Source organism: Massilia forsythiae (genome assembly GCF_012849555.1).
Classification (GTDB): domain Bacteria; phylum Pseudomonadota; class Gammaproteobacteria; order Burkholderiales; family Burkholderiaceae_D; genus Telluria; species Telluria forsythiae.
This window is the reverse complement of record NZ_CP051685.1, coordinates 1,506,777-1,531,618: the sequence shown is the minus strand read 5'-3', so window position 1 is coordinate 1,531,618 and position 24,842 is coordinate 1,506,777. Positions and strand designations below refer to the sequence as shown.

Annotated in this window: 15 protein-coding genes and 2 pseudogenes; 16 read left to right on the top strand and 1 reads right to left on the bottom strand. The window is 66.7% G+C overall.

All coding sequences use genetic code 11. The features are described 5' to 3' along the window. Positions 1 to 33: 33 nt before the first annotated feature. The 9 genes and pseudogenes from HH212_RS06585 to HH212_RS06555 all read left to right on the top strand — a co-directional run bounded on the left by HH212_RS06585 (position 34) and on the right by HH212_RS06555 (position 15,307). Entirely contained in the window at positions 34 to 8,880 is an 8,847-nt protein-coding gene (locus tag HH212_RS06585) for a glycoside hydrolase family 94 protein (protein ID WP_170205305.1), read from the top strand. Positions 8,881 to 9,068: 188 nt separating this feature from the next. Then, positions 9,069 to 10,787, top strand: a complete 1,719-nt coding sequence (locus tag HH212_RS06580; protein ID WP_169434684.1) for a CehA/McbA family metallohydrolase — start codon at positions 9,069 to 9,071, stop codon at positions 10,785 to 10,787. 203 nt (positions 10,788 to 10,990) lie between these two features. Then, on the top strand, positions 10,991 to 11,296 hold the full coding sequence (locus HH212_RS06575; protein ID WP_169434683.1) for a helix-turn-helix domain-containing protein: 306 nt from the start codon (positions 10,991 to 10,993) through the stop codon (positions 11,294 to 11,296). Beyond that, positions 11,293 to 11,937: pseudogene (locus HH212_RS27695) on the top strand (HipA N-terminal domain-containing protein); the annotation flags it as partial. The gene HH212_RS06575 and the pseudogene HH212_RS27695, both read left to right, overlap by 4 nt. 91 nt (positions 11,938 to 12,028) lie before the next feature. Continuing rightward, positions 12,029 to 12,091, top strand: a pseudogene (locus tag HH212_RS27795) (hypothetical protein); the annotation flags it as partial. A 144-nt stretch (positions 12,092 to 12,235) separates the two neighbouring features. Continuing rightward, positions 12,236 to 12,427 carry a hypothetical protein gene (locus HH212_RS27685; RefSeq protein WP_308633273.1) on the top strand — a complete coding sequence of 64 codons (192 nt, stop codon included), beginning with the start codon at positions 12,236 to 12,238 and terminating at the stop codon, positions 12,425 to 12,427. A 104-nt stretch (positions 12,428 to 12,531) separates the two neighbouring features. Then, positions 12,532 to 14,163, top strand: coding sequence for a serine hydrolase (locus HH212_RS06565; RefSeq protein ID WP_169434682.1), 1,632 nt, complete (start codon positions 12,532 to 12,534; stop codon positions 14,161 to 14,163). Between the two features lie 160 nt (positions 14,164 to 14,323). Continuing rightward, positions 14,324 to 14,656, top strand: coding sequence for a helix-turn-helix domain-containing protein (locus HH212_RS06560; RefSeq protein ID WP_169434681.1), 333 nt, complete (start codon positions 14,324 to 14,326; stop codon positions 14,654 to 14,656). 39 nt (positions 14,657 to 14,695) lie between these two features. After that, the gene (locus tag HH212_RS06555) at positions 14,696 to 15,307 is read left to right on the top strand and encodes a HipA domain-containing protein (RefSeq protein WP_169434680.1); all 612 of its coding nucleotides are present in this window, start codon (positions 14,696 to 14,698) and stop codon (positions 15,305 to 15,307) included. Positions 15,308 to 15,446: 139 nt separating this feature from the next. Here HH212_RS06555 and HH212_RS06550 read toward each other — a convergent pair whose 3' ends face one another. Next, positions 15,447 to 16,223 carry a class I SAM-dependent methyltransferase gene (locus tag HH212_RS06550; RefSeq protein WP_229217605.1) on the bottom strand — a complete coding sequence of 259 codons (777 nt, stop codon included), beginning with the start codon at positions 16,221 to 16,223 and terminating at the stop codon, positions 15,447 to 15,449. A gap of 218 nt (positions 16,224 to 16,441) precedes the next feature. On the opposite strand from HH212_RS06550, the gene HH212_RS06545 reads away from it, so the two are divergent. From HH212_RS06545 to HH212_RS06515, 7 genes are all read left to right on the top strand, one after another. Continuing rightward, positions 16,442 to 17,137 carry a hypothetical protein gene (locus HH212_RS06545; RefSeq protein WP_169434679.1) on the top strand — a complete coding sequence of 232 codons (696 nt, stop codon included), beginning with the start codon at positions 16,442 to 16,444 and terminating at the stop codon, positions 17,135 to 17,137. Beyond that, positions 17,134 to 17,703 carry a FlgO family outer membrane protein gene (locus HH212_RS06540; RefSeq protein WP_169434678.1) on the top strand — a complete coding sequence of 190 codons (570 nt, stop codon included), beginning with the start codon at positions 17,134 to 17,136 and terminating at the stop codon, positions 17,701 to 17,703. Before HH212_RS06545 ends, HH212_RS06540 begins: the two co-directional genes overlap by 4 nt. Before the next feature lie 394 nt (positions 17,704 to 18,097). Then, a complete protein-coding gene (locus HH212_RS06535) occupies positions 18,098 to 19,735 on the top strand; it encodes a TldD/PmbA family protein (protein WP_169434677.1) in 1,638 nt (545 codons plus the stop codon). A 15-nt stretch (positions 19,736 to 19,750) separates the two neighbouring features. Next, on the top strand, positions 19,751 to 21,088 hold the full coding sequence (locus HH212_RS06530; protein ID WP_169434676.1) for a TldD/PmbA family protein: 1,338 nt from the start codon (positions 19,751 to 19,753) through the stop codon (positions 21,086 to 21,088). 130 nt (positions 21,089 to 21,218) lie between these two features. Beyond that, the gene (locus tag HH212_RS06525) at positions 21,219 to 22,856 is read left to right on the top strand and encodes a TldD/PmbA family protein (protein WP_169434675.1); all 1,638 of its coding nucleotides are present in this window, start codon (positions 21,219 to 21,221) and stop codon (positions 22,854 to 22,856) included. Positions 22,857 to 22,866: 10 nt separating this feature from the next. Next, positions 22,867 to 24,204: a TldD/PmbA family protein gene (locus HH212_RS06520; protein WP_169434674.1), complete on the top strand. Its 1,338-nt coding sequence runs from the start codon at positions 22,867 to 22,869 to the stop codon at positions 24,202 to 24,204. Positions 24,205 to 24,217: 13 nt separating this feature from the next. After that, positions 24,218 to 24,838 (top strand): DUF4159 domain-containing protein, encoded by a 621-nt coding sequence (locus tag HH212_RS06515; protein WP_169434673.1) that lies wholly within the window; start codon positions 24,218 to 24,220, stop codon positions 24,836 to 24,838. Positions 24,839 to 24,842: the final 4 nt, after the last annotated feature.

The following is a 24,842-nucleotide window of genomic DNA, read 5'->3' as shown; positions in this document are numbered from 1 at the left end:
CCCACCCAGCCCGCTCCTCACGTCCCGCGCGGCATGGCCGACGACGCCGCGCCGCTGCGCGCCGAACTGTTTTCCGCCGCCCAGATGGCGGTCCACGGCCGCAAGCTGGCGGCGCGCCACCAGTTGACCACGCAGGCCGGCAGCGACCGCTTGCTGGAACGCCTGGACGAGAACGAACGGATCATCGCCGATGCCTGCATCGGCTTGACCAAGGCGTCCAAGGCTGGCGCCCTGTTGACACCGGCGGCCGACTGGCTCCTCGATAACTATTACCTGATCGAAGAACAGGTGCGCCTGGCGCGCAGCCACCTGCCCAAGGACTACAGCCGCGAGCTGCCCTGCCTGGCCGACGCCGATGCCTGCGGCCATCCGCGCGTGTACCAGCTGGCGCTGGAAGTCATCGCGCACGGCGACGGCCGCCTGGAGCCGGAAAGCCTGGCGCGCTTCGTGGCCGCCTACCAGGAAGGCGCGCCGCTGACGATGGGCGAGCTGTGGGCGATCCCGATCATGCTGCGCCTGGCGCTGATCGAAAACCTGCGCCGCATCGCCGCGCGCCAGGACCTCGCAAGGCGCGAGCGCGAGCTGGCCAACGGCTGGGCCGACCGCATGGTCGACAAGTCCGACGACAAGCCGGGCGATTTGATCCTGCTGGTGGCCGACATGGCGCGCGCGGTGCAGCCGATGGGCTCCAGCTTCGTGGCCGAGCTGACGCGCCGCCTGCAGGGTCGCAGCGGTCCGCTGACCCAGGCGCTGCAATGGATCGGCACGCGCCTGGCCGACGAGGGCCGCACCATCGAGCAAGCGGTGCAGGCGGATATCGGCCAGCAGGCCGCCGACCAGGTGTCGGTGGCCAACAGCATCGGCAGCCAGCGCCTGCTGGACAAGACCGACTGGCGCGAGTTCGTCGAGACCCTGAGCACGGTCGAGCAGACCCTGCGCATGGACCCGGCCGGCGTCTACGGCAAGATGGATTTCGGCACGCGCGACCATTACCGCCACGTGGTGGAGCAGCTGGCGCGCGCCACGCGCAAGAGCGAGATGGAAGTGGCCGCCGAGGCGGTGGCGCTGGCCGGGGAAGGGCGCGCCGCCGCCGCCGTGGAGGGCGCTGCGGATGCGGCGCCGGCCGACGGATCGGCAGCCGCCGCGGCATCGGCCGGCGCATCATCGGCCGCCGCATCATCGGCCGCCGCCCTGGGCGGCCTGCGGCTGCGCCACGTCGGTTACTACCTGGCCGGCGCCGGCCTGGCGCGCCTGGAGCGGCGCCTGAACCTGCAGTCCGGCTTCGTGGGCGCGCTGCGCCGCGCCGGCCGCCGCCGCCCCTTGCTGGCCTACCTGGGCGCGATCGGCGCCTTTACCGCGCTGTTCACCGGCGCCGCCGTGGTGCACGCGGCGCAGGGCGGCGCCGCTGCCGGCCTGCTGTGGACCATCGGCGTGCTCACCGCCATCGGTTCCAGCCAGCTGGCGCTGGCGCTGGTCAACCTGTTGTCGACGCGCCTGGTGTCGCCGAAGCCGCTGGCACGCATGGACTTCAGCGACGGCATTCCGCCGGACGCGCGCGCGGTGGTGGTGGTGCCGTCGCTGCTGTACAGCCGCGACAACGTGGCCACGCTGTGCGACGCCCTCGAGGTGCGCTACCTGGCCAACCGCGACGCCAACCTGCGCTTCTGCCTCTTGACCGACCTGGCCGATGCGCCGCAACAGGACATGCCCGCCGACGCCGCGCTGGTCGAGCAGGCGCGTGCCGCCATCGCCGCGCTCAACGCCAAGTACGGCCACGACCATGCCATCGTGCTGCACGGCGCCGACGGCAGCGAGGTCGAAGAAAGCGTGCGCATCGAACCCTTCCTGCTGCTGCACCGCCCGCGCATGTGGAACGCGAGCGAGGGCGCCTGGATCGGGCGCGAGAGAAAGCGCGGCAAGCTGGAAGACCTGAATGCCTTCCTGCGCGGCGGCGCGCAGGACCGCTTCGCCGTGGTCGAGGGCGCCCTGGAGGGCCTGGACGAGACCCGCTACGTGATCACGCTGGACGCCGATACGCAATTGCCGCGCGATGCCGCGCGCCAGTTCGTGGCGGCGATGGCACACCCCTTGAACCACGCGGTGCTGGACCCGTCCGGCCGCCGCGTGATCGAAGGCTACGGCCTGCTGCAGCCGCGCGTGACCACCTCGCTGCCGCTGGAAAACGCCTCGCGCTACGAGCGCCTGTGCAGCGGCGAGCCGGGCATCGACCCGTACACGCGCGCCGTGTCCGACGTCTACCAGGACCTGTTCGGCGAAGGCTCGTTCACCGGCAAGGGCATCTACGACCTGGACGTGTTCGAGCGCGTGCTGCACGGCGCCCTGCCGGACAACAAGGTGCTGTCGCACGACCTGCTGGAGGGTTCCTACATCCGTTCCGGCCTGCTGAGCGACGCGCAGGTGGTGGAAGCCTACCCGCCGCGCTACAGCGACGACGTCGGCCGCCGCCACCGCTGGATCCGCGGCGACTGGCAGCTGCTCGGCTGGATCGGCGGCCGTGCGCCCGCCCCTGGCGGACGGCGCGTGCCGAACCCGCTGGGCGCGCTGGCGCGCTGGAAGCTGTTCGACAACCTGCGCCGCAGCCTGGTGGCGCCGGTGCTGACTGGCCTGCTGCTGCTGTGCTGGGCGCTGCTGCCGGCGCCGGCATTCTGGAGCGCGGCGATCCTGTCGGTGTTCTTCCTGCCGTTCGCCCTGGGCGCGCTGATCGGCCTGGCCGACAAGCCGCACGACATGGGCTTCGGCCAGCACGGGCAGAACTGGTCGCAGGGCGCGCGCGCCGGCCTCGCCCACGCGGTGCTGAACATGACCTTCCTGCCGCACGAGGCGTACTACAGCGTGGATGCAATCGCGCGCACCGGCTGGCGCATGCTGGTCTCGAAACGCAAGCTGCTGGAATGGCGCGCCTCGGGCACGTCGCGCTCCAGCACCGACATGGAAAGCAACTGGCGCAGCATGTGGTTCGCGCCGGCGTTTGCCGTCGGCAGCGCACTGCTGCTGACCTTCGCCAACCCGCTGGCGCTGTGGGCCGCCGCGCCACTGCTGCTGCTGTGGTTCCTGTCGCCGGTGGTGGCGTGGTGGGTCAGCCTGCCGGTCGAGCGCCCGGCGCCGCAGCTCGGCGCCGGCCAGCAGGAATTCCTGCACAAGCTGGCGCGCCGCACCTGGGCCTTCTTCGAAGACCACGTGACCGCCGAGGAAAACTGGCTCCCGCCCGACAACATGCAGGAACACCCGGTGCAGCGCGTTGCCCAGCGCACCTCGCCGACCAACCTCGGCCTGGCGCTGCTGGCCAACTTCACCGCCTGGGACTTCGGCTACCTCGCCGGCGGCGAACTGCTGCTGCGCACCCGCGCCACCCTCGGCACCATGGGCCGCCTGGAGCGCTACCGCGGCCATTTCTACAACTGGTACGACACGCAGACGCTGGCGCCGCTGCAGCCGGTGTACGTGTCGGCGGTGGACAGCGGCAACCTGGCCGGCCACCTGCTGACCCTGGCCGCCGGCCTGGAGCAACTGGCGGCGCGCCCGGTCGTGTCCAGCCAGCCCTTGCACGGCGTGCGCGACACCCTGCGCGTGGTCGAGGAACATGCAGGCGACGCCGCCCCGGCGGTGAAGGACGCGATCGCCGTCCTGTGGCGCGACCTGTCGCCCGAACAGTGCCGCAACGTCGACACGCTGCCGGGCCTGGGCGATTGCCTGGCCGCCCTGGCGCGCGACGCCGGCGAACTGGCCAACGCCGTGCCGGCCGATGCAGACGATGCCCTGCGCACCTGGACCGGCAAGCTGGCCGCGCAATGCCGCGCCGCCTACGCCGACCTGCTGCACATCGCGCCGTGGATGCGCGCGGTGCAGGAACACGTGATCGATTCCAGCCTGACCCGCATCCCGACGCTGCGCGAGCTGGCCGCGTTCGGCATGAGCGCCCCAAGCGAGGACCTGGCGCCGGACGAGCGCGCGCGCCTGCTGCTGCTGGCCAGGATGGTCGATGAGGGCAGCGCCAACGCGCGTGCCCGCCTGGAAGAAATCGCGCGCCTGGCGCGCATGGCGCGCGAGTTCGCCGCCATGGACTTCACCTTCATGTACAACGACGACAGCGATCTGCTGGCGATCGGCTACAACGTCAGCGAGCGCCGCCTGGACAGCGGCAGCTACGATTTGCTGGCGTCGGAGGCGCGCCTGGCCAGCTTCGTCGGCATCGCCCAGGGCCAGTTCCCGCAGGAGCACTGGTTCGCGCTCGGCCGCCAGCTGTCCCTGGTGGGCGGCGAGCAGGTGCTGCTGTCCTGGAGCGGCTCGATGTTCGAGTACCTGATGCCGCTCTTGGTGATGCCGAGCTACCGCGACACGCTGCTCGACCAGACCTACCACGGCATCATCCACGCCCAGATCGACTACGGCCGCCGCCGCAACACGCCGTGGGGCATCTCGGAATCGGGCTACAACACCGTCGACGCCTCGATGAACTACCAGTACCGCGCCTTCGGCGTGCCCGGCACCGGTGCCAAGCGCGGCCTGGGCGAGGACCTGGTGATCGCGCCGTACGCCACCATGATGGGCCTGATGGTCGAACCGGAACTGGCCTGCGAAAACCTGGAGCGCATGGCCAAGCTCGGCTTCACCGGCCAGTACGGTTTTTACGAAGCGGTCGACTACACTGCGGCGCGCCTGCCGCGCGGCCAGGAATTCGCCGTCGTGCGGTCCTTCATGGTGCACCACCAGGGCATGGGCTTCCTGGCCCTGTCCTACCTGCTGCACGACCGCCCGATGCAGCGCCGCTTCGAGGCCGACCCGCAATTCCAGGCCACGCTGCTGCTGCTGCAGGAGCGCGTGCCGAAGTCGGGCGCGATCGAGCTGGCCAGCGCCGAGGCCGAGGGCATGCGCCAGCCGGCGCCGGAAACCGACAGCGCCACCCGCGTGGTGGCCCAGCCGAACACCGCGCACCCCGAGGTGCAGCTGCTGTCCAACGGCCGCTACCACGTGATGGTGACCAGCAGCGGCGCCGGCTATAGCCGCTGGAAGGACCTGGCCGTGACGCGCTGGCGCGAAGACGCCACCGCCGACGACTGGGGCAACTTCTGCTACGTGCGCGACCTGGACAGCGGCGCCGTCTGGTCGACCGCCTACCAGCCGACCCTGGCCCAGCCCGAGCACTACGAAGTCATCTTCTCGGAAGGCCGCGCCGAATTCCGCCGCCGCGACCATGGCATCGAGCTGCACACCGAGATCGTGGTCTCGCCCGAGGACGACATCGAGCTGCGCCGCACGCGCATCAAGAACACCTCGCAGGTCGAGCGCACCATCGAGCTGACCAGCTACGCCGAAGTGGTGATGGCGCCGCCGGCCGCCGACGCGGCGCACCCGGCGTTCTCCAAGCTGTTCGTGCAGACCGAGATCCTGGCCGGCCGCGGCGCCATCCTGTGCTCGCGCCGCCCGCGCCACAAGGAAGAGCAGCCGCCGTTCCTGTTCAACCTGATGACGGTGCATGGCGTCGATGCGCCGTCCGCACCGGCCTTCGAGACCAGCCGCGCCCAGTTCATCGGCCGCGGCAACCGCAACGTGCTGCCGCAGGCATTGACCGGGCGCGACCAACTGCAGGGCGCGCACGGCTCGGTGCTCGACCCGGTGGCGGCGATCCGCCGCAGCTTCACGCTGGCGCCGGACCAGGAAATCAGCGTCGACGTCATCCTGGGCGCCACCGACACCCGCGAGCAGGCGCTGCACCTGGTCGACAAGTACCAGGACCGCCACCTCACCGACCGCGTGTTCGAGCTGGCCTGGACCCACAGCCAGGTGGTGCTGCGCCAGCTGAACGCCAGCGAAGCCGACGCCCAGCTGTACGGGCGCCTGGCCTCCGGCGTGATCTACCCGAACGCCGCGCTGCGTGCCGAGCCGGCCGTCATCGCGCGCAACGGGCGCGGCCAGTCCGGCCTGTGGGCGTATTCCATTTCGGGCGACCTGCCGATCGTGCTGCTGCAGATCCGCGACGCCGCCAACATCGAGCTGGCGCGCCAGGTGGTGCAGGCGCACGGCTACTGGCGCCTGAAGGGGCTGGTGGTCGATCTGGTGATCTGGTGCGAGGACGCCAGCGGCTACCGCCAGGCGCTGCACGACCAGATCATGAGCATGATCGCCTCCGGCCTGGACGCGCAATCGGTGGACCGCCCGGGCGGCGTGTTCGTGCGCATCGTCGACCAGATCCCGAACGAAGACCGCGTGCTGATGCAGTCGGTGGCGCGCCTGGTGCTGTCCGACGAGCGCGGCAGCCTGGCCGAGCAACTGCGCCGCGCGGCGCTGCAGAAAGTGGCGTTGCCGCCGCTGCTGGCGATCGAGCCGCCGCTGCCGGCGATGCCGGGCACGGCATCCTCGACGACGCCGGCGCCCACTCCCGTGCATATTCCCGTGCCGCAGCCGGCGCCGAGCCTGGTGCTGGACAACGGCATCGGCGGCTTCAGCGCCGACGGCCGCGAATACGTGATCCGCACCGGCGCCGAGCAGCGCACCCCGGCGCCCTGGGTCAACGTGCTGGCCAGCCCGCTGTTCGGCAGCATCGTCTCGGAAGCGGGGCAGGCCTACAGCTGGAACCAGAACGCCCATGAATTCCGCCTGACGCCCTGGGAAAACGACCCGGTGGCCGATCGCGGCGGCGAAGCATTCTATATACGCGACGAGCAGACCGGCACCTATTGGTCGCCGACCGCGCTGCCGGCGCCGTCCGGCGGCGACTACCTCACGCGCCACGGCTTCGGCTACAGCGCCTTCGAGCACACGGCGCACGGCATCCGCAGCGAACTGCTGACCTACGTGGCGCTGGACGACCCGCTGAAATACGTGGTGATCAAGCTGCGCAACGACAGCGCCGCGCGCCGCAAGCTGTCCGTGACCGGCTACGTCGAGTGGGTGCTGGGCGACCTGCGCGACAAGTCCGCGATGCACGTGGTGACGGAGCAAGACCCGGTCAGCGGCGCACTGTTCGCCCGTAATGCCTACAACGCCGATTTCTCGGGCCGGGTGGCGTTCTTCCACCTGGACGCCGAGCACGTGGCCTTTACCTGCGACCGCACCGAGTTCATCGGCCGCAACCGCAGCCTGGCGAATCCGGCCGCGCTGGAACGCGCCGGCCTCTCGGGCCGCAGCGGCGCCGCGCTCGACCCGTGCGCCGCGCTGCAGGCGGCCATCGAACTGCAGCCGGGCGAAGAGCAGGAACTGGTGTTCATGCTGGGCGTGGGCGGCCGCCGCAACCTGGACGCGACCGGCATGGTCCAGCGCCACGGCGGCGCCGGCGTGCCGGCGGCGGATCTCGCCAAGGTGCGCGACTGGTGGGACGAGACCCTGGGCGCGATCCGCGTCGAGACGCCGGAACCGGCGCTGGACGCCATCGCCAACGGCTGGCTGATGTACCAGACCATCGCCTGCCGCATGTGGGCGCGCAGCGGCTACTACCAGTCGGGCGGCGCCTACGGCTTCCGCGACCAGCTGCAGGATGCGATGGCCACCGTGCACACCCGCCCGGAACTGCTGCGCGACCACCTGCTGCTGTTCGCCGGCCACCAGTTCGTCGAGGGCGACGTGCAGCACTGGTGGCACCCGCCCACCGGGCGCGGCGTGCGCACCCACTGCTCGGACGACTACCTGTGGCTGCCGCTGGCGGCGCACCGCTACGTCACCGTCACCGGCGATTGGGCGCTGCTGGACGAAGTCGCGCCCTTCATCGAATCGCGCCAGTTGAAGCAGGAAGAGGAATCGCTGTACGACCTGCCGGCGCAATCGAACGAGCAGGCCAGCCTGTACGAGCACTGCGTGCGCGCGATCCGCCACGCGCTGGACTTCGGCGCGCACGGCCTGCCGCTGATCGGCACCTGCGACTGGAACGACGGCATGGACCGGGTCGGCAACGAAGGGAAGGGGGAAAGCGTGTGGCTCGGCTTCTTCCTGTATGAAGTCTTGCAGCGCTTTGCCGAACTGGCCGACCGCCGCGCCGACTACGGCTTTGCCACCACCTGCCGCAGCGCCGCCCAGGTGCTGTCGCATAACATCGAGGAAAACGCCTGGGACGGCGAATGGTACCGGCGCGCCTACTTCGACGACGGCACGCCGCTCGGCTCGCAGCAGAACGACGAGTGCCAGATCGACTCGATCTCGCAGAGCTGGGGTGTGCTGTCCGGCGCCGCCGACCCCGAGCGCGTCAAAGGCGCGATGGCGGCGGTGGATGCGCGCCTGGTGCGCCGTGACGCAGGCCTGATCCAGCTGCTCGACCCGCCGTTCGACAAGGGTGTGCTGAACCCCGGCTACATCCGCGGCTACGTGCCGGGCGTGCGCGAGAACGGCGGCCAGTACACCCACGCCGCCATCTGGACCGCGATGGCTTTTGCTCGCCTGGGCCAGACCGAGCGCGCCTGGGAACTGTTCGACATGATCAATCCGGTCAACCACGCCGCCAGCCGCGAAGCCTGCGCCGTGTACAAGGCGGAGCCGTACGTGATGACGGCCGACGTGTACGCGGTGACGCCGCACGTGGGCCGCGGCGGCTGGAGCTGGTACACCGGCTCGGCCGGCTGGATGTACCGCCTGGTGGTGGAATCGCTGCTGGGCGTGGAGCGCACCGGCGAACGCCTGGCGCTGGCGCCACAAATGCCCGCGGACTGGACCGGATTCAAGCTGCAGTACCGCTACCGCGGCAGTACCTACGCCATCGACGTGCGCAGGGGCAGCGCGGCGTCGCTGAGCGTGGACGGCGTGGCGCAGGAAGGCGCGTCGATCGCGCTGGTGGACGACGGCCGCCGGCACGAGGTGGTGCTGGTGGTGGCGGATGGCGGCGCGTCCTTGGCGGCTACCGCGCCGCAGGGAAGCGACATCACGGTGGCGAAATGATGGAACCGTCGTGATGAGGTGAGCCTGGACGGGCGGCGGTGGGCGGAACACCATTTCCTATACCGTCCGCCATCGCAGGCGCAGCCGTTTCGAAAGATATTCATTTTTGTCAACTAATTAGTAATTATTTAATTTAGGAATGATCCACGCATCAACGTGGAAATCGATGCAATTGTAAAAATTGCATCATGAAAACCTCATTCCTGTTCGCTTTCTTCCTGTCCCGGCCAGCGCTGCTGGCTGCGGCCAGCCTGCTCACCCTTGCCGCCGGCGCCGCCCCGGTAGTGCCCGGCGCCAGCGCCGGTTCCTCCAGCGGGCCGGCTGCGGTCGTCCAGCACGAACACAGCGAATTCGAAGCCACCCTGCTCGCGCCGTATGCCGGCGACGCCACCAGCCGCGCCCAGCCGGATGCGCGCACCTTCACCTTGTCCTTCGAGTACCCCGGCCTGGCCGCACCACGCGTCGCGCGCTGGCAGCTCGACCTGCTGGCACCTAGCGGCCGCGTGGTCGCCACCTGGCAGGGCGCACTGACACTGACCGGCCAGCCGCTCGACGTGACGGTGCGCTGGCCCGGCCTGGTCGACGGCCGCCCGGCGGCGCCCGGCATCTACCGCGTGCGCATGGGGGCATCCACCGGCAGCGGCGACGCCGCCGAGGACGTCGAGCAATCCTGGGACATCGGCGTCGGCGCCATCCCGGCGCCAGCGTTGCCGGCCTTCCAGCCGCTGCCGACCGGCCATACGGTGCAATCTCCCGATGCCGCACCGGCGCCGTCCGCGCTGCCGTACACCGTCTATTACGGCAACCTGCACAGCCAGACCGGCGACAGCGACGGCGGCGCGCCATTAAGCGAGTGCAAGGGCGCGCAGGAGCCACAGAGCGCGCCCTACGGCCCGGCCGCCGCCTACCCGTACGCGCGCGATCGCGGCCTGGATTTCCTGATGGTGTCCGAGCACAACCACATGTACGACGGCTCGGACGGCACCAAGAGCGACGCCGACCCGGCCAAAGCAAAACGCCTGTACCACGCCGGCCTGCAGACCGCGCGCGACTTCAGCGCCGCCAACCCCGGCTTCTTGGCCCTGTACGGCCTGGAGTGGGGCGTGATCAGCAAGGGCGGCCACCTGAACATCTTCAACACCGACGAACTGCTCGGCTGGGAACAGACCGCCAAGGGCGACCTGCTGGCCGACACCGCCACCGCACGCGGCGACTACGCCGCCCTGTACACGCTGATGCGCCAGCGCGGCTGGGTCGGCCAGTTCAACCACCCGGCCACGGGCGGCCAGTTCGTCATCGACGGCAAGCCGCTGGCCTACACCGCAGATGGCGACGCCGCCATGGCCCTGTGCGAAGTGATGAACAGCGCCGCCTTTTCCAACCGCGACGACGAATCCGAAACCCGGCGCAGCAACTTCGAGCAGGCCTGCAACAAGCTGCTGGAAGCAGGCTACCACGTCGCCTTCAGCAGCAACCAGGACAACCACTGCGCCAACTGGGGCGCCTCGTATTCGAACCGCAGCGCCGTGCTGGTCCCGAACGGCGTGCCGCTCACGCGCGCCAGTTTCCTCGACGCGCTGCGCGCGCGGCGCGTGTTCGCCACCATGGACAAGCACGCGCAATTGGTGCTCACCGCCAACGGCCGCCTGATGGGCGAGCGCTTCGACAACAGCGGCCCGCTGTCGCTGCAGGTGCACTACGCCAGCGACAACGGCCGCCGCGCCGCCTCGGTCGCGCTCATGCAAGGCGTGCCGGGGCGTAACGGCACCGTTACCCCGTTCGCCAAGAACCCCGACACCACCTTTACGCCCACGCCGGGGCCGCATTTCTACTATGCCAAGGTGACGCAGGACGATGGCGCCATCCTGTGGTCGGCGCCGGTGTGGGTGGACCAGCACCAGCCCTGATTGCTTGCACGAGACCTGCCAGGAACTTGAAGATCATGGCGAATACTGCTGAACATTGTCAGCGATAAAAACATGCGATCGCATGGATTTTTTGTTTGTGAGACTGTCTCCTAAAAAAATATATGTCATTGCATACATTCTGTGGATGGGCAGCCTGAGTAGGAATAAAATATATGCCATCACATAGATCGTTACGTGCCCAAATGATCCTCCCTGTTAATTCCGTAGCGGAACTCGGCCTCTTGATTCGCGCCACCCGCCGCGCCCACCGACTGCGGCTGGACGATGTCGCCGGCAGCGCCAACCTGGGTGCGGTATTCGTCGGCGACGTCGAGCGCGGCAAGGAAACCGTCCAGCTGGGGCGTGTCCTGCGGTTGCTGGAAGAACTGGGCATCCAGGTGGCGTTGGACGTGCCTCCGGCTGCCATGGAGGAACTGGAAAAGCTGCGTGCAAAAGGGGTGCGTCCGCCGTCCCGCCGGCGCCGCTCATCGCCAGCCGAAGGCGAATGATGGATGCGCGCGTGCTGGACGTGTTCATCAACGACGTCCAGGTAGGACGTTTGCGGGAAGAGAACGACCTGTGGGCCTTCGACTACGACCCGGCGTGGGTCCAGGCAGCGGACGGATTCGATTTGTCGCCGGCCTTGCCGCGTATGGCGGCGACGCATCGGGACGGCGCGAGTAATCGTCCTGTCCAATGGTATTTCGATAATCTGTTACCGGAAGAAGCATTGCGCAGCGTGCTGGCCAAGGACGCCGCCATTCCGGAAGCGGACGCGTTCGGTTTGCTCGCCTACTACGGCGCCGAATCGGCCGGCTCCCTGGTGCTGCGAGATCCGCAACAGCCTGCCGCGGCCCTGACCGGCTTGCGGCCATTGACGGATCAAACGCTGTCCGATCGGGTTCGCAATCTGCCGCGGGTGCCGCTGAGCCACGACGCCCCCAAGCACATGTCCTTGGCCGGTGCCCAGCACAAGCTTCCCGTCGTGTATCGCAATGGCCGGCTGTACGAACCGCTGCCGGGCGACGTTTCGACGCATATCCTCAAACCGGATCATCCGACGGGAGATTATCCGGCGTCTGTCATCAACGAGTATTTCGTGATGCGCCTGGCCGACAGCCTCGGGTTGCCCGTGCCGAAGGTGCATCGGCACTACTGTCCGCAACCCGTCTACCTGATCGATCGTTTCGACCGGACTGGTCGGCAACGGCGACAACCATCTCAAGAACGTTTCATTCCTGGTGTCGTCTGCCGGTATCGAAATCGCGCCGAGCTACGACCTGCTCAGCACCGCCGTGTATGCCACGGCGGCGATGGCAGGGGAGAGGGCGGCCTGGCCGCAGGTCGAGATGGCGCTACCGCCGCAAGGCGCCAGGTATTTTGGCGACATCACCCGAGCGATGTTGCTGGAATCCGGCGTCCGGCTGGGCCTGGGCAAGGCGACGGTCATGCGTGAACTGACTCGGATGGTCGAGCAGATCAAACCGCAAGCCCAGGCGCTGTACGAGGCCATCGAGATCAAGAACAGCTGTTTGCCGGAAGGGGCGCGAGCGTCCCTTGCCGGGGAATTGCGGCTGCTGCGCTGCATTATCCACATCGTTATTGGCGAGATGACTGCCAGGCTGGGTGCCAAGGTGTAGGCGGCATCCTTCCTTTCCCCGCATCAGCTTAAGTGCTATCCTGCGCTCGCCCATCGCGCGCCGTCCGGCGTGCCCGCCCCACGAGACATCCGAGAGCGCATTCCATGAAACGCATCGCCGCAGCAGTCCTGATCGCCTATTCCGCCGCCGCCGCCCCCCTCGCCAGCACCGCATTCGCCCGGCCCCAAGCGGCGCCGGCCATGCAGTCCGCCGCCGCATCGGCCCCGGTTGCCGACGCCACCCTGGCCGCCGACGTCACCCGCACCATGCAGCTGTTCGACGTGCCGGGCATCGCCATTGCCGTGGTCAAGGACGGTAACGTCGTGGCAGCCCAGGGCTTCGGCGTGCGCAAGCTGGGCGAGCCGGCCAGGGTGGACGGCAAGACGCTGTTCGAGGTCGCGTCGAACTCGAAGGCGTTCACCGCCGCCGCGCTGGCGATGCTGGTCGACGAGGGCAAGCTGGCCTGGGACGATCCGGTCACCAAGCATTTGCCCGATTTCCAGATGTACGACGCCTACGTCACCCACGAGATGACGGTGCGCGACCTGCTCACCCACCGCAGCGGCCTGGGCCTGGGCGCGGGCGACCTGCTGTGGTGGCCGACCACGAATTTCTCGACCGACGAGATCATCCACAAGCTGCGCTTCATCGCGCCCAGCACCAGCTTTCGCAGCAGCTATGCCTACGACAATTTGCTGTACATCGTGGCCGGCAAGATCGTCGCCGCGAAGTCCGGCAAGACCTGGGGAGAAACGATCCGCGAGCGCATCCTGACCCCGGTCGGCATGGCGACCACGACCACCAGCCTGGCGGAAAACGCCGGCAACCCGGACCTGGCCAGCCCGCACAGCAAGATCGACGGCAAGATCGCCGCCGTGAAATCGATGCCGGTGGCGAACGCGGTGGGCGCGGTCGGCATCAACACCAATGCCGAGGACATCGCGCGCTGGATGAACGTGCTGCTGGCCGGCGGCAGCCTGGGCAAGAATGCGGACGGCAAGGAACGCCGCCTGTTCAGCGACAAGCAGGCGCGCGAACTGTGGACCGCGCAGACGCCGATGCGCATCGCCGAGCCAAATCCGAAACTGGCCGGCACCCGCCCCAACTTCGCCGCCTACGGCCTGGGCTTCCAGCTGCGCGACTGGCAAGGAAAACTGCTGGCGCTGCACAGCGGCGCGCTGCAGGGCTTTTATTCGAAGGTGGTGCTGGTGCCGGAAGCGAAACTCGGCATCGCGATTCTCACCAACGCCGAAAGCGGCGGCTCGCTCAACGCGCTGCAGTACCAGCTGCTCGACCGCTACCTGGGCGTGACCGGCGGCCCGGACTGGATCGGCGCGGTGGCGGCTGTGGACCAGGAAAACCACGAGAAGGAGCAGGCGCGACTGGGCAAGACCAGGTCGGCGCGCGCCGCCAGGTCGCAGCCCTCGCTGGCGCGCACGGCCTACGACGGCGACTACCAGGACCCGTGGTACGGCCTCGCCACCATCCGCCACAGCGGCGGCAAGCAACTGCTGACCTTTACGCGCACGCCGGATCTCACCGGCGAGCTGGAGCACTTCCAGCACGACACCTTCATCGTGCGCTGGAAGGAGAGGAATTTCAATGCCGACGCCTACGTGACGTTCTCGCTCAACCCGGACGGCAGCATCGAGCGCATGCGCATGCAGCCGATTTCCACCGAGACCGATTTCAGCTACGACTTCCAGGATTTGAATTTCACGCCGGTGAAGCGTTGAACATTACCAGTTCGAATCGATTGGATTCCAGATAGTTTGTGCTTTATAGATGCTTCTTTATGCGATATAAAGAAACATCTATGATGCTGATCTATTGCTGAGAATGTTCATAGATGATACGTTAGGCTTCATAACGACTCAACTATGCAGCAAGCCGATCATGCCCAAGAAGCTCACCAACACGCAAACCTGGCCAACACTCGTTTTAGAGCGGCTCATCATATGGGGCAGATGTATTCGCACCCAGCGCCTGCGCCAGCGCATCACCGTCGCCGACTTGTCCGCGCGGCTGGGCGTGTCGCGCGCCACCTTGCTGCGCCTCGAAAAAGGCGATCCGGGCGCGGGGGCAGGCGCTTATGTGACGGCCTTTCTTGCATTGGGAATCGCCGATCGCGCGGTGCCGGTATTGCCTGTGGAACTGTGGCAGGGTGAGGTCGGCCACCGCGTCAAGTTGACCCGGCAAGAAAAGGGCGACGAGGATGAATACTTCTAAGCCTTTGTATGTGTACCTGCAACGGCCCGATACCGGCGATTGGGTAACGGTTGGACGCTACAGGAAGGGACGTCGGGTGGTCGCAGTGCCGTACGTGTCCTGCGGTTCGACCGCACCCATCTGCAGCGCCACATGTGCGTGAGCGCCGCCTCCTTGCTGCAGGCGGAATATCCAGGCATTCCACAGACCGATCGCTGCAGTTATCCGCGCCTGGCCGACGAGCTGAAGCTGGCGGGGCTGCCAATGGAAGACCGCGTGGAACTGTTCGGCCGCATGGTATTCAATGCGGTGTGCGGCAACGACGATGACCACGTGCGCAATCACGCGATCGTCTACCGTTCGGACGAGCGCCGCTGGCGGCTCGCGCCGGCTTTCGATGTCGTGCCCAACCCGGTCGAAACGCCGACGCGGCTTTACATGCAGCTGGCGCTGGGACGCTTCGACATTTCCAGGGAGGCGGTACTGGCTGACGCGCATCGCTTTGGATTTGCAGGGCCAGTGGATGCGGCGGACTATCTTGACGCTTTGCTCGGGCGTATCGCGGCCAGCTTCGCCATGGCGACACAGTGTCTCGACCCGGCGTGGAAAAAGATACTCCATGAACGGCTGTCGCAAAACCTTGCCGTTCTCGGTAGACGGTCGGCTGTTTGACCGATTGCCCCGCGAGCCCAAGCACACGAACGGCGCACTCACGGGCCGTCACTGTGGGGCTCTCTCTAATGGAATTCGTCACAGGACCACTTCAGCCCTCTGCCCGCTACGCATCGATAGCAACGGCAAGCAATCTGCATCAGGGCTTGCGAAACACGATCGCATGCTGGATCGGCAACGATTCGATGCTGCGTTCCCACTTCAGGCCATGCGCCGTGGCTTCACGCCGTACCTGCGGCGCGCTCATCTTGTGCAGCGGCTTGATCGCGACTGCCGGATCCTCGGCCCGGTATTCGACGAAGACGACGCGCCCGCCCGGCTTCAGGGCCTCGACGATGCTGTCGAGGACTTCCGAGGGATAGGCGAGCTCGTGGTAGACATCGACCATGATCGCCACGTCGACGCTGGCGGGCGGCAGTTTGACGGTGGTTTCGCTGCCCAGCACCGAGACCACGTTGCGCACGCCGCGCTTTGCCATCTGGCTGTCGAGCAGCCTGATCATTTCCGGCTGCACGTCCACTGCATACACCCGCCCGCCGGGCCCGACCCGTTTCGCCAGCTGCCAGGTGTAGTAGCCGGTGCCGGCGCCGATGTCGGCCACCGTCATGCCGGGCACCAGCGCCAGTTCCCGCAGAAGCAGTTCCGGCCGCTCCTCGTGCGCGCGGCTTTCGCGCTCGAGCCATTGCGCGCCCTCCCATCCCATCACGCCGGCGATTTCGCGGCCCATGTAGCGCTTGCCGATGCCATCCGGGCTGGGCGCCACGCGTTCATAGCGCGTATCGGGGGCCGCTGCCTGTGCCGCGGCATCGAAGCTAGCGGATGACAACAGCATCACAGCCGACAGGCAGGCCAGCAGGATGGGGTGCGTACGGTGAGCGGGTGAGGTGCGGCAATTGCGCGAGCGGGTGCGGTGCATGATCGGTTTCCGTAAGAAGTCGCTGCCTGCAAGGGTACCGGCAGGCTTGCCGTGAATGGCAATGGCCAGTGTAGCGGCGTTGGCTGTCCGGCGCGCGCAGGGTTGATGTTGTACCCCATCCTCACCTTTTTGCAAAAAATTGCATTGGGGAAATTGACATGCTAGAGTTTTGGCTTCAGGCACCAGGCTTGCCGGGTGCGGCAACGAGATCGCAGAAGATGAGAGAACAGCTCAGCCGCATCGCGGCGATGGTCGGTGTGACCGTGCTCGCCACGGGATGCGCCACCCCTTACAGCCCAGTCCCGGTCGCGACCCATTTCCCGACCAGCGAGCAGCAGAAATTGCAGGCTGGCGCGCACTGGACGGCAATTACCGGACACATCGAAAAGCAGTTGCTGCCGGCGCTGAACAACGGCCCGCGCGTGGCGCTATACGTGCAGCCGCTGCAGGGCACGCCCTTTACGCGCGCGGTCGCAGGCCAACTGATGACCTCGCTCGTCAACGACGGCTACGTCGTGGCGAAGACGCCGCGCGATGCCCTGAAGGTCGAGGTCGACACGCAGGTGGTGGCGTTCTCCGGCGATCGCCCGCAATACAAGTACCATGGCGAGCGCTCCGCCCTCGTTGCTGGCGTATGGGCGCTGACGGAAGTGCACCACACCGCCCTCGGGCTTGCCACGGCCGCCATTTTCGCCGACGATGCCTATGCCTGGTTCCGGTCCCAGTTCTCGTCCGGCGACACGCCGAAAACCGAGATCATCGTCACCGTCGCCGTGTCCGACGACCAGCGCTACTACGCGCGCCAGACGTCGGTTTACTATACGGTCGACAGCGACCGCCGGCTGTATGAAACGGCGCCCCTGCGGCCAGCGCAGCCGGTGAAGACGTTCGCGGTCACCGGGGAGGCGAAATGAACTGTGTCAAGAAAGCGCTTGCCGTGTTGCTCGTCCCCGCGATGCTGGCGGCCTGCGCCTACGAGAGGCCGGCCGATGGCGACTACGCTCCGGTGCAGCCAGCCAATCTGGTCGTCGATGCCAACTACGGCGCGGCCGATGCCTTGCTGGCGCAATTGAAAGGCAAGCTGTCCGCCGACAAGCCGCTGATCATGGCGACCATCGTCAACATCGATGCGCTCGAGCAGACCTCGACGCTCGGGCGGCTGGTGTCGGAGCAAGTCTCGACCCGGCTCGCGCAAGGCGGGCTGAAAATGCTTGAAATGAAGCTGCGCAACAGCGTGTACCTGAAACGCAACCAGGGCGAATTGATGCTCACGCGCGAGATCGGCGAGGTAGCGCACACCCACGACGCACAGGCCGTGGTCGTCGGTTCCTACGCCGAGACGCCCGATGCCGTGTTCGTCAACGTCAAGGTCATCCAGCCAACCACCAACTTCGTGTTGGCGGGCCATGACTTCGTGCTGCAAAAAGACGCCACGGTGCGCGCGATGATGCAGCCGGCCGGCCAGGCCCAGCTTCGCTGAGCTTCTTCCAGGCTTCGGATATTGGCGGCGTCCGCCATCCGCAAGCCCGCTCGCCCGCCACCGCATGGCACCCCGGTACCGCCGGCAAACCCCACATTCTCACCGTTTACCTGGTGCATCCAGCACTGCGATGGGGCAGCCGCATCAGCACGGTGCGCCGTGCGCGCCACCCGGCGCCGCTGTTGCATACAGCATAAAAATTGCCTATCCAAAACTTCAACTTGCTGTTACTGTTCAACCGTTTTCTTGTGCAGTTGTTATCGCTCGACGGTGCGCCGCAGTAAAAAATGACAGGCCGAGGCGCCGGGCCGCAGTCCAAACGGGCGCGCCGGCGCCGCAGCCATGCGGGCCGGCGCGCCAACGTCCGATGATGTGATGTTGTTCAGGAGATAGCATGGAACGCCGTACCTTCCTCAACGTCGGCAGCCTGGCCTTCGGGTCGCTGCTGGTTCCCGTGTTCGGGCGCGCGATCGCCGCCGAAGAACTGCTCGCCCCGATGGCGGTGACTGCGAAGAAGGCACTGGCCGACGTCGCCATGAACGCCGCCACCAAGGCCGGCGCCTCGTACTGCGACGTGCGCATCGGCCGCTACCTCAACCAGTACATCATCACGCGCGACCTCAACGTCGAGAACGTGACGAATACCGAATCGGCCGGCGTCGGCGTGCGCGTGATCTGCAACGGCGCCTACGGCTTCGCCGCCACCAGCGACATGAGTGCGGACGGCATCGCCGGCGCGGCGCGCCAGGCGGTGGCGATCGCCAAGGCCAACGCCCGGCTGCAGTCGGAACCGGTGCAGCTGGCGCCCGTGAAAGGCGCGGGCGAGGTGGCCTGGGCCACGCCAGTGGTCAAGGACTGGCGCGCGGTGCCGATCAAGGACAAGGCCGAGCTGCTGATCGCCGCCAACAAGGCCGGCATGGACGCCGGCGCCAACTTCATGCAGTCGATGCTGTTCCAGGTGAACCAGCAAAAGTACTTCGCCTCCACCGACGGTTCCTACATCGACCAGGACTTGCAGCGCCTGTGGGCGCCGCTGTCGGCCACCGCGGTCGACAAGGCCAGCGGCAAGTTCCGTTCGCGCAGCGGCCTGTCGACGCCGGTGGGCATGGGCTACGAATACCTGGACGCGCGCGCCCAGGACAAGATCAAGGCCGCCGGCGGCGTCGCCACGCTGTACACCAAGTCCTACGACATCGTCGAGGATGCACGCGCCGCCGGGCGCGACGCCAAACGCAAGCTGACCGCGAAGTCGGTCGCGCCGGGCAAGTACGACCTGATGCTCTCGCCCGAGCACCTGTTCCTGACCATCCACGAGTCGGTGGGCCACCCGACCGAACTGGATCGCGTGCTCGGCTACGAAGCCAACTACGCCGGCACCAGCTTCGCCACGCTCGACAAATGGCAGAGCAAGAATTTCAAGTACGGCTCGCCCCTGGTGAACATCGTCGCCGACAAGACCACGCCCGGCTCGCTCGGCAACGTCGGCTACGACGACGAAGGCGTCAAGTGCAAGCGCTGGGACATCATCAAGGACGGCATCCTGGTCAACTACCAGGCCACGCGCGACCAGGCCCACATCATCGGCGAAAAGGAATCGCACGGCTGCTCGTACGCAGACAGCTGGAGCAACGTGCAGTTCCAGCGCATGCCCAACGTGTCGCTCCAGGCCGGCAAGAAGGCGCTCAGCCCGGACGAGATGGTCAAGGACATCAAGAAGGGTATCTACATCGTCGGCGACGGCTCGTTCTCGATCGACCAGCAGCGCTACAATTTCCAATTCGGCGGCCAGCTGTTCTACGAGATCAACAACGGCAAGATCGGGCAAATGCTGGAAGACGTCGCCTACCAGTCGAACACCCAGGATTTCTGGAACGCCTGCACGGCGATCTGCGACGAGCGCGACTGGCGCATGGGCGGCTCCTTCTTCGACGGCAAGGGACAGCCGCCGCAGATCAGCATCGTCTCGCACGGTTCTTCCACCGCGCGCTTCAACGGCATCAACGTCATCAACACCGCCCGCAAGATCGGCTAAGGCAGGAACCACGACATGACCATCCTGAACCAGGAACAGACCAAGCGCATCTGCGAGCGCGTCCTCGCCTTGAGCAAAGCCGACGAGTGCATCGTCAGCGTCGGCGGCAGCCGGGAAGGCAACATCCGCTTCGCCCGCAACGCCGTTTCCACCGCCGGCCTGGCCGAGAACACCGCCGTGACCGTGCAGGTGGCCTTCGGCAAGCGCCAGGGCACCGCCAGCATCAACGAGTACGACGACAAGTCGCTGGAAAAAGTGGTGCGCCGCGCCGAGGACCTGGCGCGCCTGGCGCCGGAAAACCCGGAATTCATGCCGGCCGTGGCCAAGCAAGCCTACAAGGAATCGGCCACCTTCAGCGCGAAAACCGCCGCCATCGATCCGGAATTCCGCGCGCAAGCGGCGGCCTACGCGATCGAGGCCTGCCGCAAGAACAAGCTGGTGGCCGCCGGCTTCTTCACCGACAGCACGGCGTTCAGCACCGTGGCCAACTCGAACGGCGTGTTCGGCCACCAGCAGCAGACCGGCCTCGATTTCACCTGCACCGTGCGCACCGAGGACGGGCGCGGTTCGGGCTGGGTCAAGCGCTCGGCGCTGGACGCCAGCCGCTTCGACGCGCGCGAGGCGGCCGACGTGGCCATCGAAAAGGCGCTGCGTTCCGTGGATGCGAAAGCGATCGAGCCGGGCCGCTACACCGTGATCCTGGAGCCGGCGGCGACCTCCGAACTGATCGGCTTCATGATGTCCGGCTTCGATGCGCGCCAGACCGACGAGGGCCGCAGCTTCCTGTCGAAGAAGGGCGGCGCCTCGCGCCTGGGCGATAAACTGTTCGACCAGCAGGTGAACATCTGGACCGACCCGTGGAACCCGGACGTGCCGGTGCTGCCGTGGGACGCCCAGTCCCTGATCGCGCGCGAGCGCGTGGACATCATCAAGGACGGCAAGGTCAACGCGCTGGATTACTCGCAGTATTGGGCCAAGAAGAAGGGCGTGAAGCCGACCGCCACGCCGGGCAACCTGATCATGGCCGGCACGAACAAGTCGACCGCCGAGCTGATCGCCAACACCAAGAAGGGCATCCTGGTCACGCGCACCTGGTACATCCGCCTGGTGGACCCGCAATCGGTGCTGCTGACCGGCCTCACGCGCGACGGCACCTTCTATATCGAGAACGGCAAGATCAAGTACCCGATCAAGAATTTCCGCTTCAACGAAAGCCCGGTCACGATGCTCAACAACATCGAGGAAATCGGCAAGCCGGTGATCATCGGCGGCGACGAGGTGGCGTACCAGATGGCGATTCCGCCGATGAAGGTACGCGATTTCAACTTCACGTCGTTGTCGGATGCGGTGTGAAAAGACGCTTGAAAAATGTCGGCTCAGAGCTTGGTTGCGTACCCTAAAGCCGTCGTCCCCGCGCAGGCGGGGACGACGGGTTTGCTGACGTAGCCAACGTGCAGGCAACACCGATTATTGGACACTCCCCATGGAACGTCGCACCTTCATCAAGATCGGCGCCGGCACCGCCGGCGCCATGCTGGTCCCGGTCTTCGGCAACGCCATCGCCGCCGAGGAACTGCTCAACCCGATGGCTACCAGCGCCAAGAAGGCGCTGGCCGACACCGCCATGGACGCCGCCAGGAAAGCCGGCGCCTCCTACTGCGACGTGCGCATCGGCCGCTACCTGAACCAGTACATCACCACGCGCGACCTGAACGTGCAAGGCGTGACCAACACCGAATCGAGCGGCGTCGGCGTGCGCGTGATCGCCGCCGGCGCCTACGGCTTCGCCGCCACCAACGCCATGACGCCGGATGCGGTCGCCAACGCGGCGCGCCAGGCAGTGGCGATCGCCAAGGCCAATGCCAGGCTGCAGACCGAGCCGGTGGTGCTGGCCCCCGTGAAAGGCGTGGGAGAAGTGGCCTGGGCCACCCCGTTCAAGCGCGACTGGCGCAGCGTGCCGGTCAAGGACAAGGCCGAGATGCTGATCGCCGCCAACAAGGCGGGCCTGGATGCCGGCGCCAGCTTCATGACGGCGAACCTCTTCCAGATCAACCAGCAAAAGTATTTTGCTTCCACCGACGGTTCCTACATCGACCAGGACATCCACCGCCTGTGGGCGCCGATCAACGCCACCGCCGTGGACAAGGCCAGCGGCAAGTTCCGCTCGCGCGCCGGCCTGGCGCCGCCGGTGGGCATGGGCTACGAGTGGTTCGACGTGAAACCCGAGCACAAGGTGCGCGCCGCCGGCGGCGTCGCCACGCTGTACCGGGGCGGCTACGACATCGTCGAGGAGGCAAGGAACGCCGGCCGCCAGGCGCGCGCCAAGCTGAGCGCGAAGAGCGTCGATCCGGGCAAGTACGACCTGGTGCTGGCGCCGGAAAACCTGTTCCTGACGATCCACGAATCGGTGGGACACCCGACCGAGCTGGATCGCGTGCTCGGCTACGAGGCCAACTACGCCGGCACCAGCTTCTGCACGCTGGACAAGTGGGAATCGAAGACGTTCAAGTTCGGATCGCTCATCGTCAACTTCAGCGGCGAAAAGACCACGCCGGGTTCGCTCGGTGCGGTCGGCTACGACGACGAGGGCGTGCCCACGAAACGCTGGGACATCGTCAGGGACGGCGTGCTGGTCAACTACCAGGCCACGCGCGACCAGGCCCACATCATCGGCGAAAAGGAATCGCACGGCTGCTCGTACGCGGACAGCTGGAGCAACGTGCAGTTCCAGCGCATGCCCAACGTGTCGCTGGCGGCGGGAAAGGCACCCTTGACGCCGGACGAGATGGTCAAGGACGTCAAGAAGGGTATTTATATCCTCGGACGCGGCTCCTATTCGATCGACCAGCAGCGCTACAATTTCCAGTTCGGCGGCCAGCTGTACTTCGAGATCAAGGACGGCAAGATCGGCCAGATGCTGGAAGACGTGGCCTACCAGTCGAACACCCAGGATTTCTGGAACGCCTGCACGGCGATCTGCGACGAGCGCGACTGGCGCATGAGCGGCTCCTTCTTCGACGGCAAGGGCCAGCCGAGCCAGGTCAGCGCGGTGTCGCACGGGTCGAGCACCACGCGCTTCAACGGCATCAACGTCATCAACACCGGCCGCAAGATCGCATAGGGGGCGCAGCATGCAGCAACTCGATGAAGACCAATCGCGCCGCATCTGCGAGCGCGTGCTCGGCTTTTCCAAGGCCGACGAATGCAGCGTGGCCATCGCCGGCAGCCGGCAGGGCAACATCCGCTTCGCCCGCAGCGGCGTTTCCACCGCCGGCCTGAACGAGGACCGACGCTTGAGTGTCACGGTCGCCTTCGGCAAACGCCAGGGCACCGCCACCGTCAACGAATTCGACGACAAGTCCTTGGCGCAGGCGGTGCGCCGCGCCGAGGACATCGCGCGGCTGGCGCCGGAAAACCCGGAATACGTGCCGCTGCCGGGCAGGCAGGACTTCAAGGCGAGCGCGGAATACGTGGCCGCCACCGCCGCCATCGACCCGGACTACCGCGCCGAAGCGGCGTCGCACGCGATCCTGGCCGGCCGCCAGAACAAGTTGATTACCGCCGGCTTCTTCACCGACGTCACCGGCTACGAAGCCATCGCCAATTCGAAGGGCGTGTTCGGCCATCGCGCCTATACGAACCTCGGCTTCACCTGCACCGCGCGCACCGAGGATGGCCGCGGCTCGGGCTGGGTGACGCGCTCGGCGGTCGATGCGCAGCGCTTCGACGCGCGCGAGGCGGCCGCCGTCGCGATAGAGAAAGCGCTGCGCTCGGTGGATGCGAAGGCGATCGAGCCGGGCCGCTACACCGTGATCCTGGAGCCGGCGGCGACGTCCGAGATCGTCGGGCGCATGTTCGGCGCCTTCGGCGCACGCCAGGCCGACGAAGGCCGCAGCTTCCTGGCGAAAAAGGGCGGCGGCAATCGCCTGGGCGAGCAGTTGTTCGACCCGCAGGTGAACGTCTGGGCCGACCCGTGGGACAAGGACGTGCCGGTCAGCCCATGGGATGCGCAATCGATGCTGGCGCGCCGGCGCACCGACATCATCAGGAACGGCAAGGTCGCCGCGCTGGATTACTCGCGCTACTGGGCGCAGAAGAACGGCGCGGCGCCGACTGCGCGCCACGGCAACATGATCATGGCCGGCGGGACCAAGTCGCTGGAAGAGCTGGTCGCGGAAACGAAAAAGGGCGTGATCGTCACCCGCACCTGGTACATCCGCATGGTGGATCCGCAATCGCTGCTGCTGACCGGCCTCACGCGCGACGGCACCTTCTATGTCGAGAACGGAAAGATCAAGTACCCGATCAAGAATTTCCGCTTCAACGAAAGCCCGGTCACGATGCTCAACAACGTCGACGCGCTCGGCAAGCCGGTCGTCATCGGCGGCGACGAGGTGCCGTTCCAGATGGTGATTCCGCCGATGCGCATCCGCGATTTCAACTTCACCTCGCTGTCGGACGCGGTGTAAGGGCCGGCTGTCGATGTCCACGTACGACTTTTATTTCACACGCCTGATGTACGACTCCGGCGACTGGGACGTGGACATCCGCATGCCCAGCAATGTGCTCAATTCCCTGGTCGAGTACACCACGCTGCGCGTCGATAAGACCGAACGTGTGATCGCCCTGTCCGACCCGAAGATGCTGGAAGCGCCGTTCTGCTACCTGGCCGGGCACCGGCTGGTGCAGTTCACGTCCGCGGAGCGCAAGAACTTCGAGCGCTACGTCAAAGGCGGCGGCTTCGTGTTCGTGGACGACTGCAACCACGACATCGACGGCCTGTTCGCGAAATCCTTCGAGGCCGAGATGGCGCGCATCTTCGGCGCGTCCGCCATGAAGAAAATCCCCAACACGCACCGCCTGTATTCCAGCTTCTTCAAGTTCGACGGGCCGCCGAACACCGGCGTGGAACTGAACGGCTGGGGCGACGACCTGGTGCACGAATACCTGCGCGCGATCGAGGTGAAAGGGCGCATCGGCGTGCTGTATTCGAACAAGGACTACGGCTGCGAGTGGGACTACGACTTCCGCAACAAGCGTTTCCTGGCGGTCGACAACACGCGCTTTGCAATCAACATCATCCAATACGCGCTGGGCGCTTAGGAGT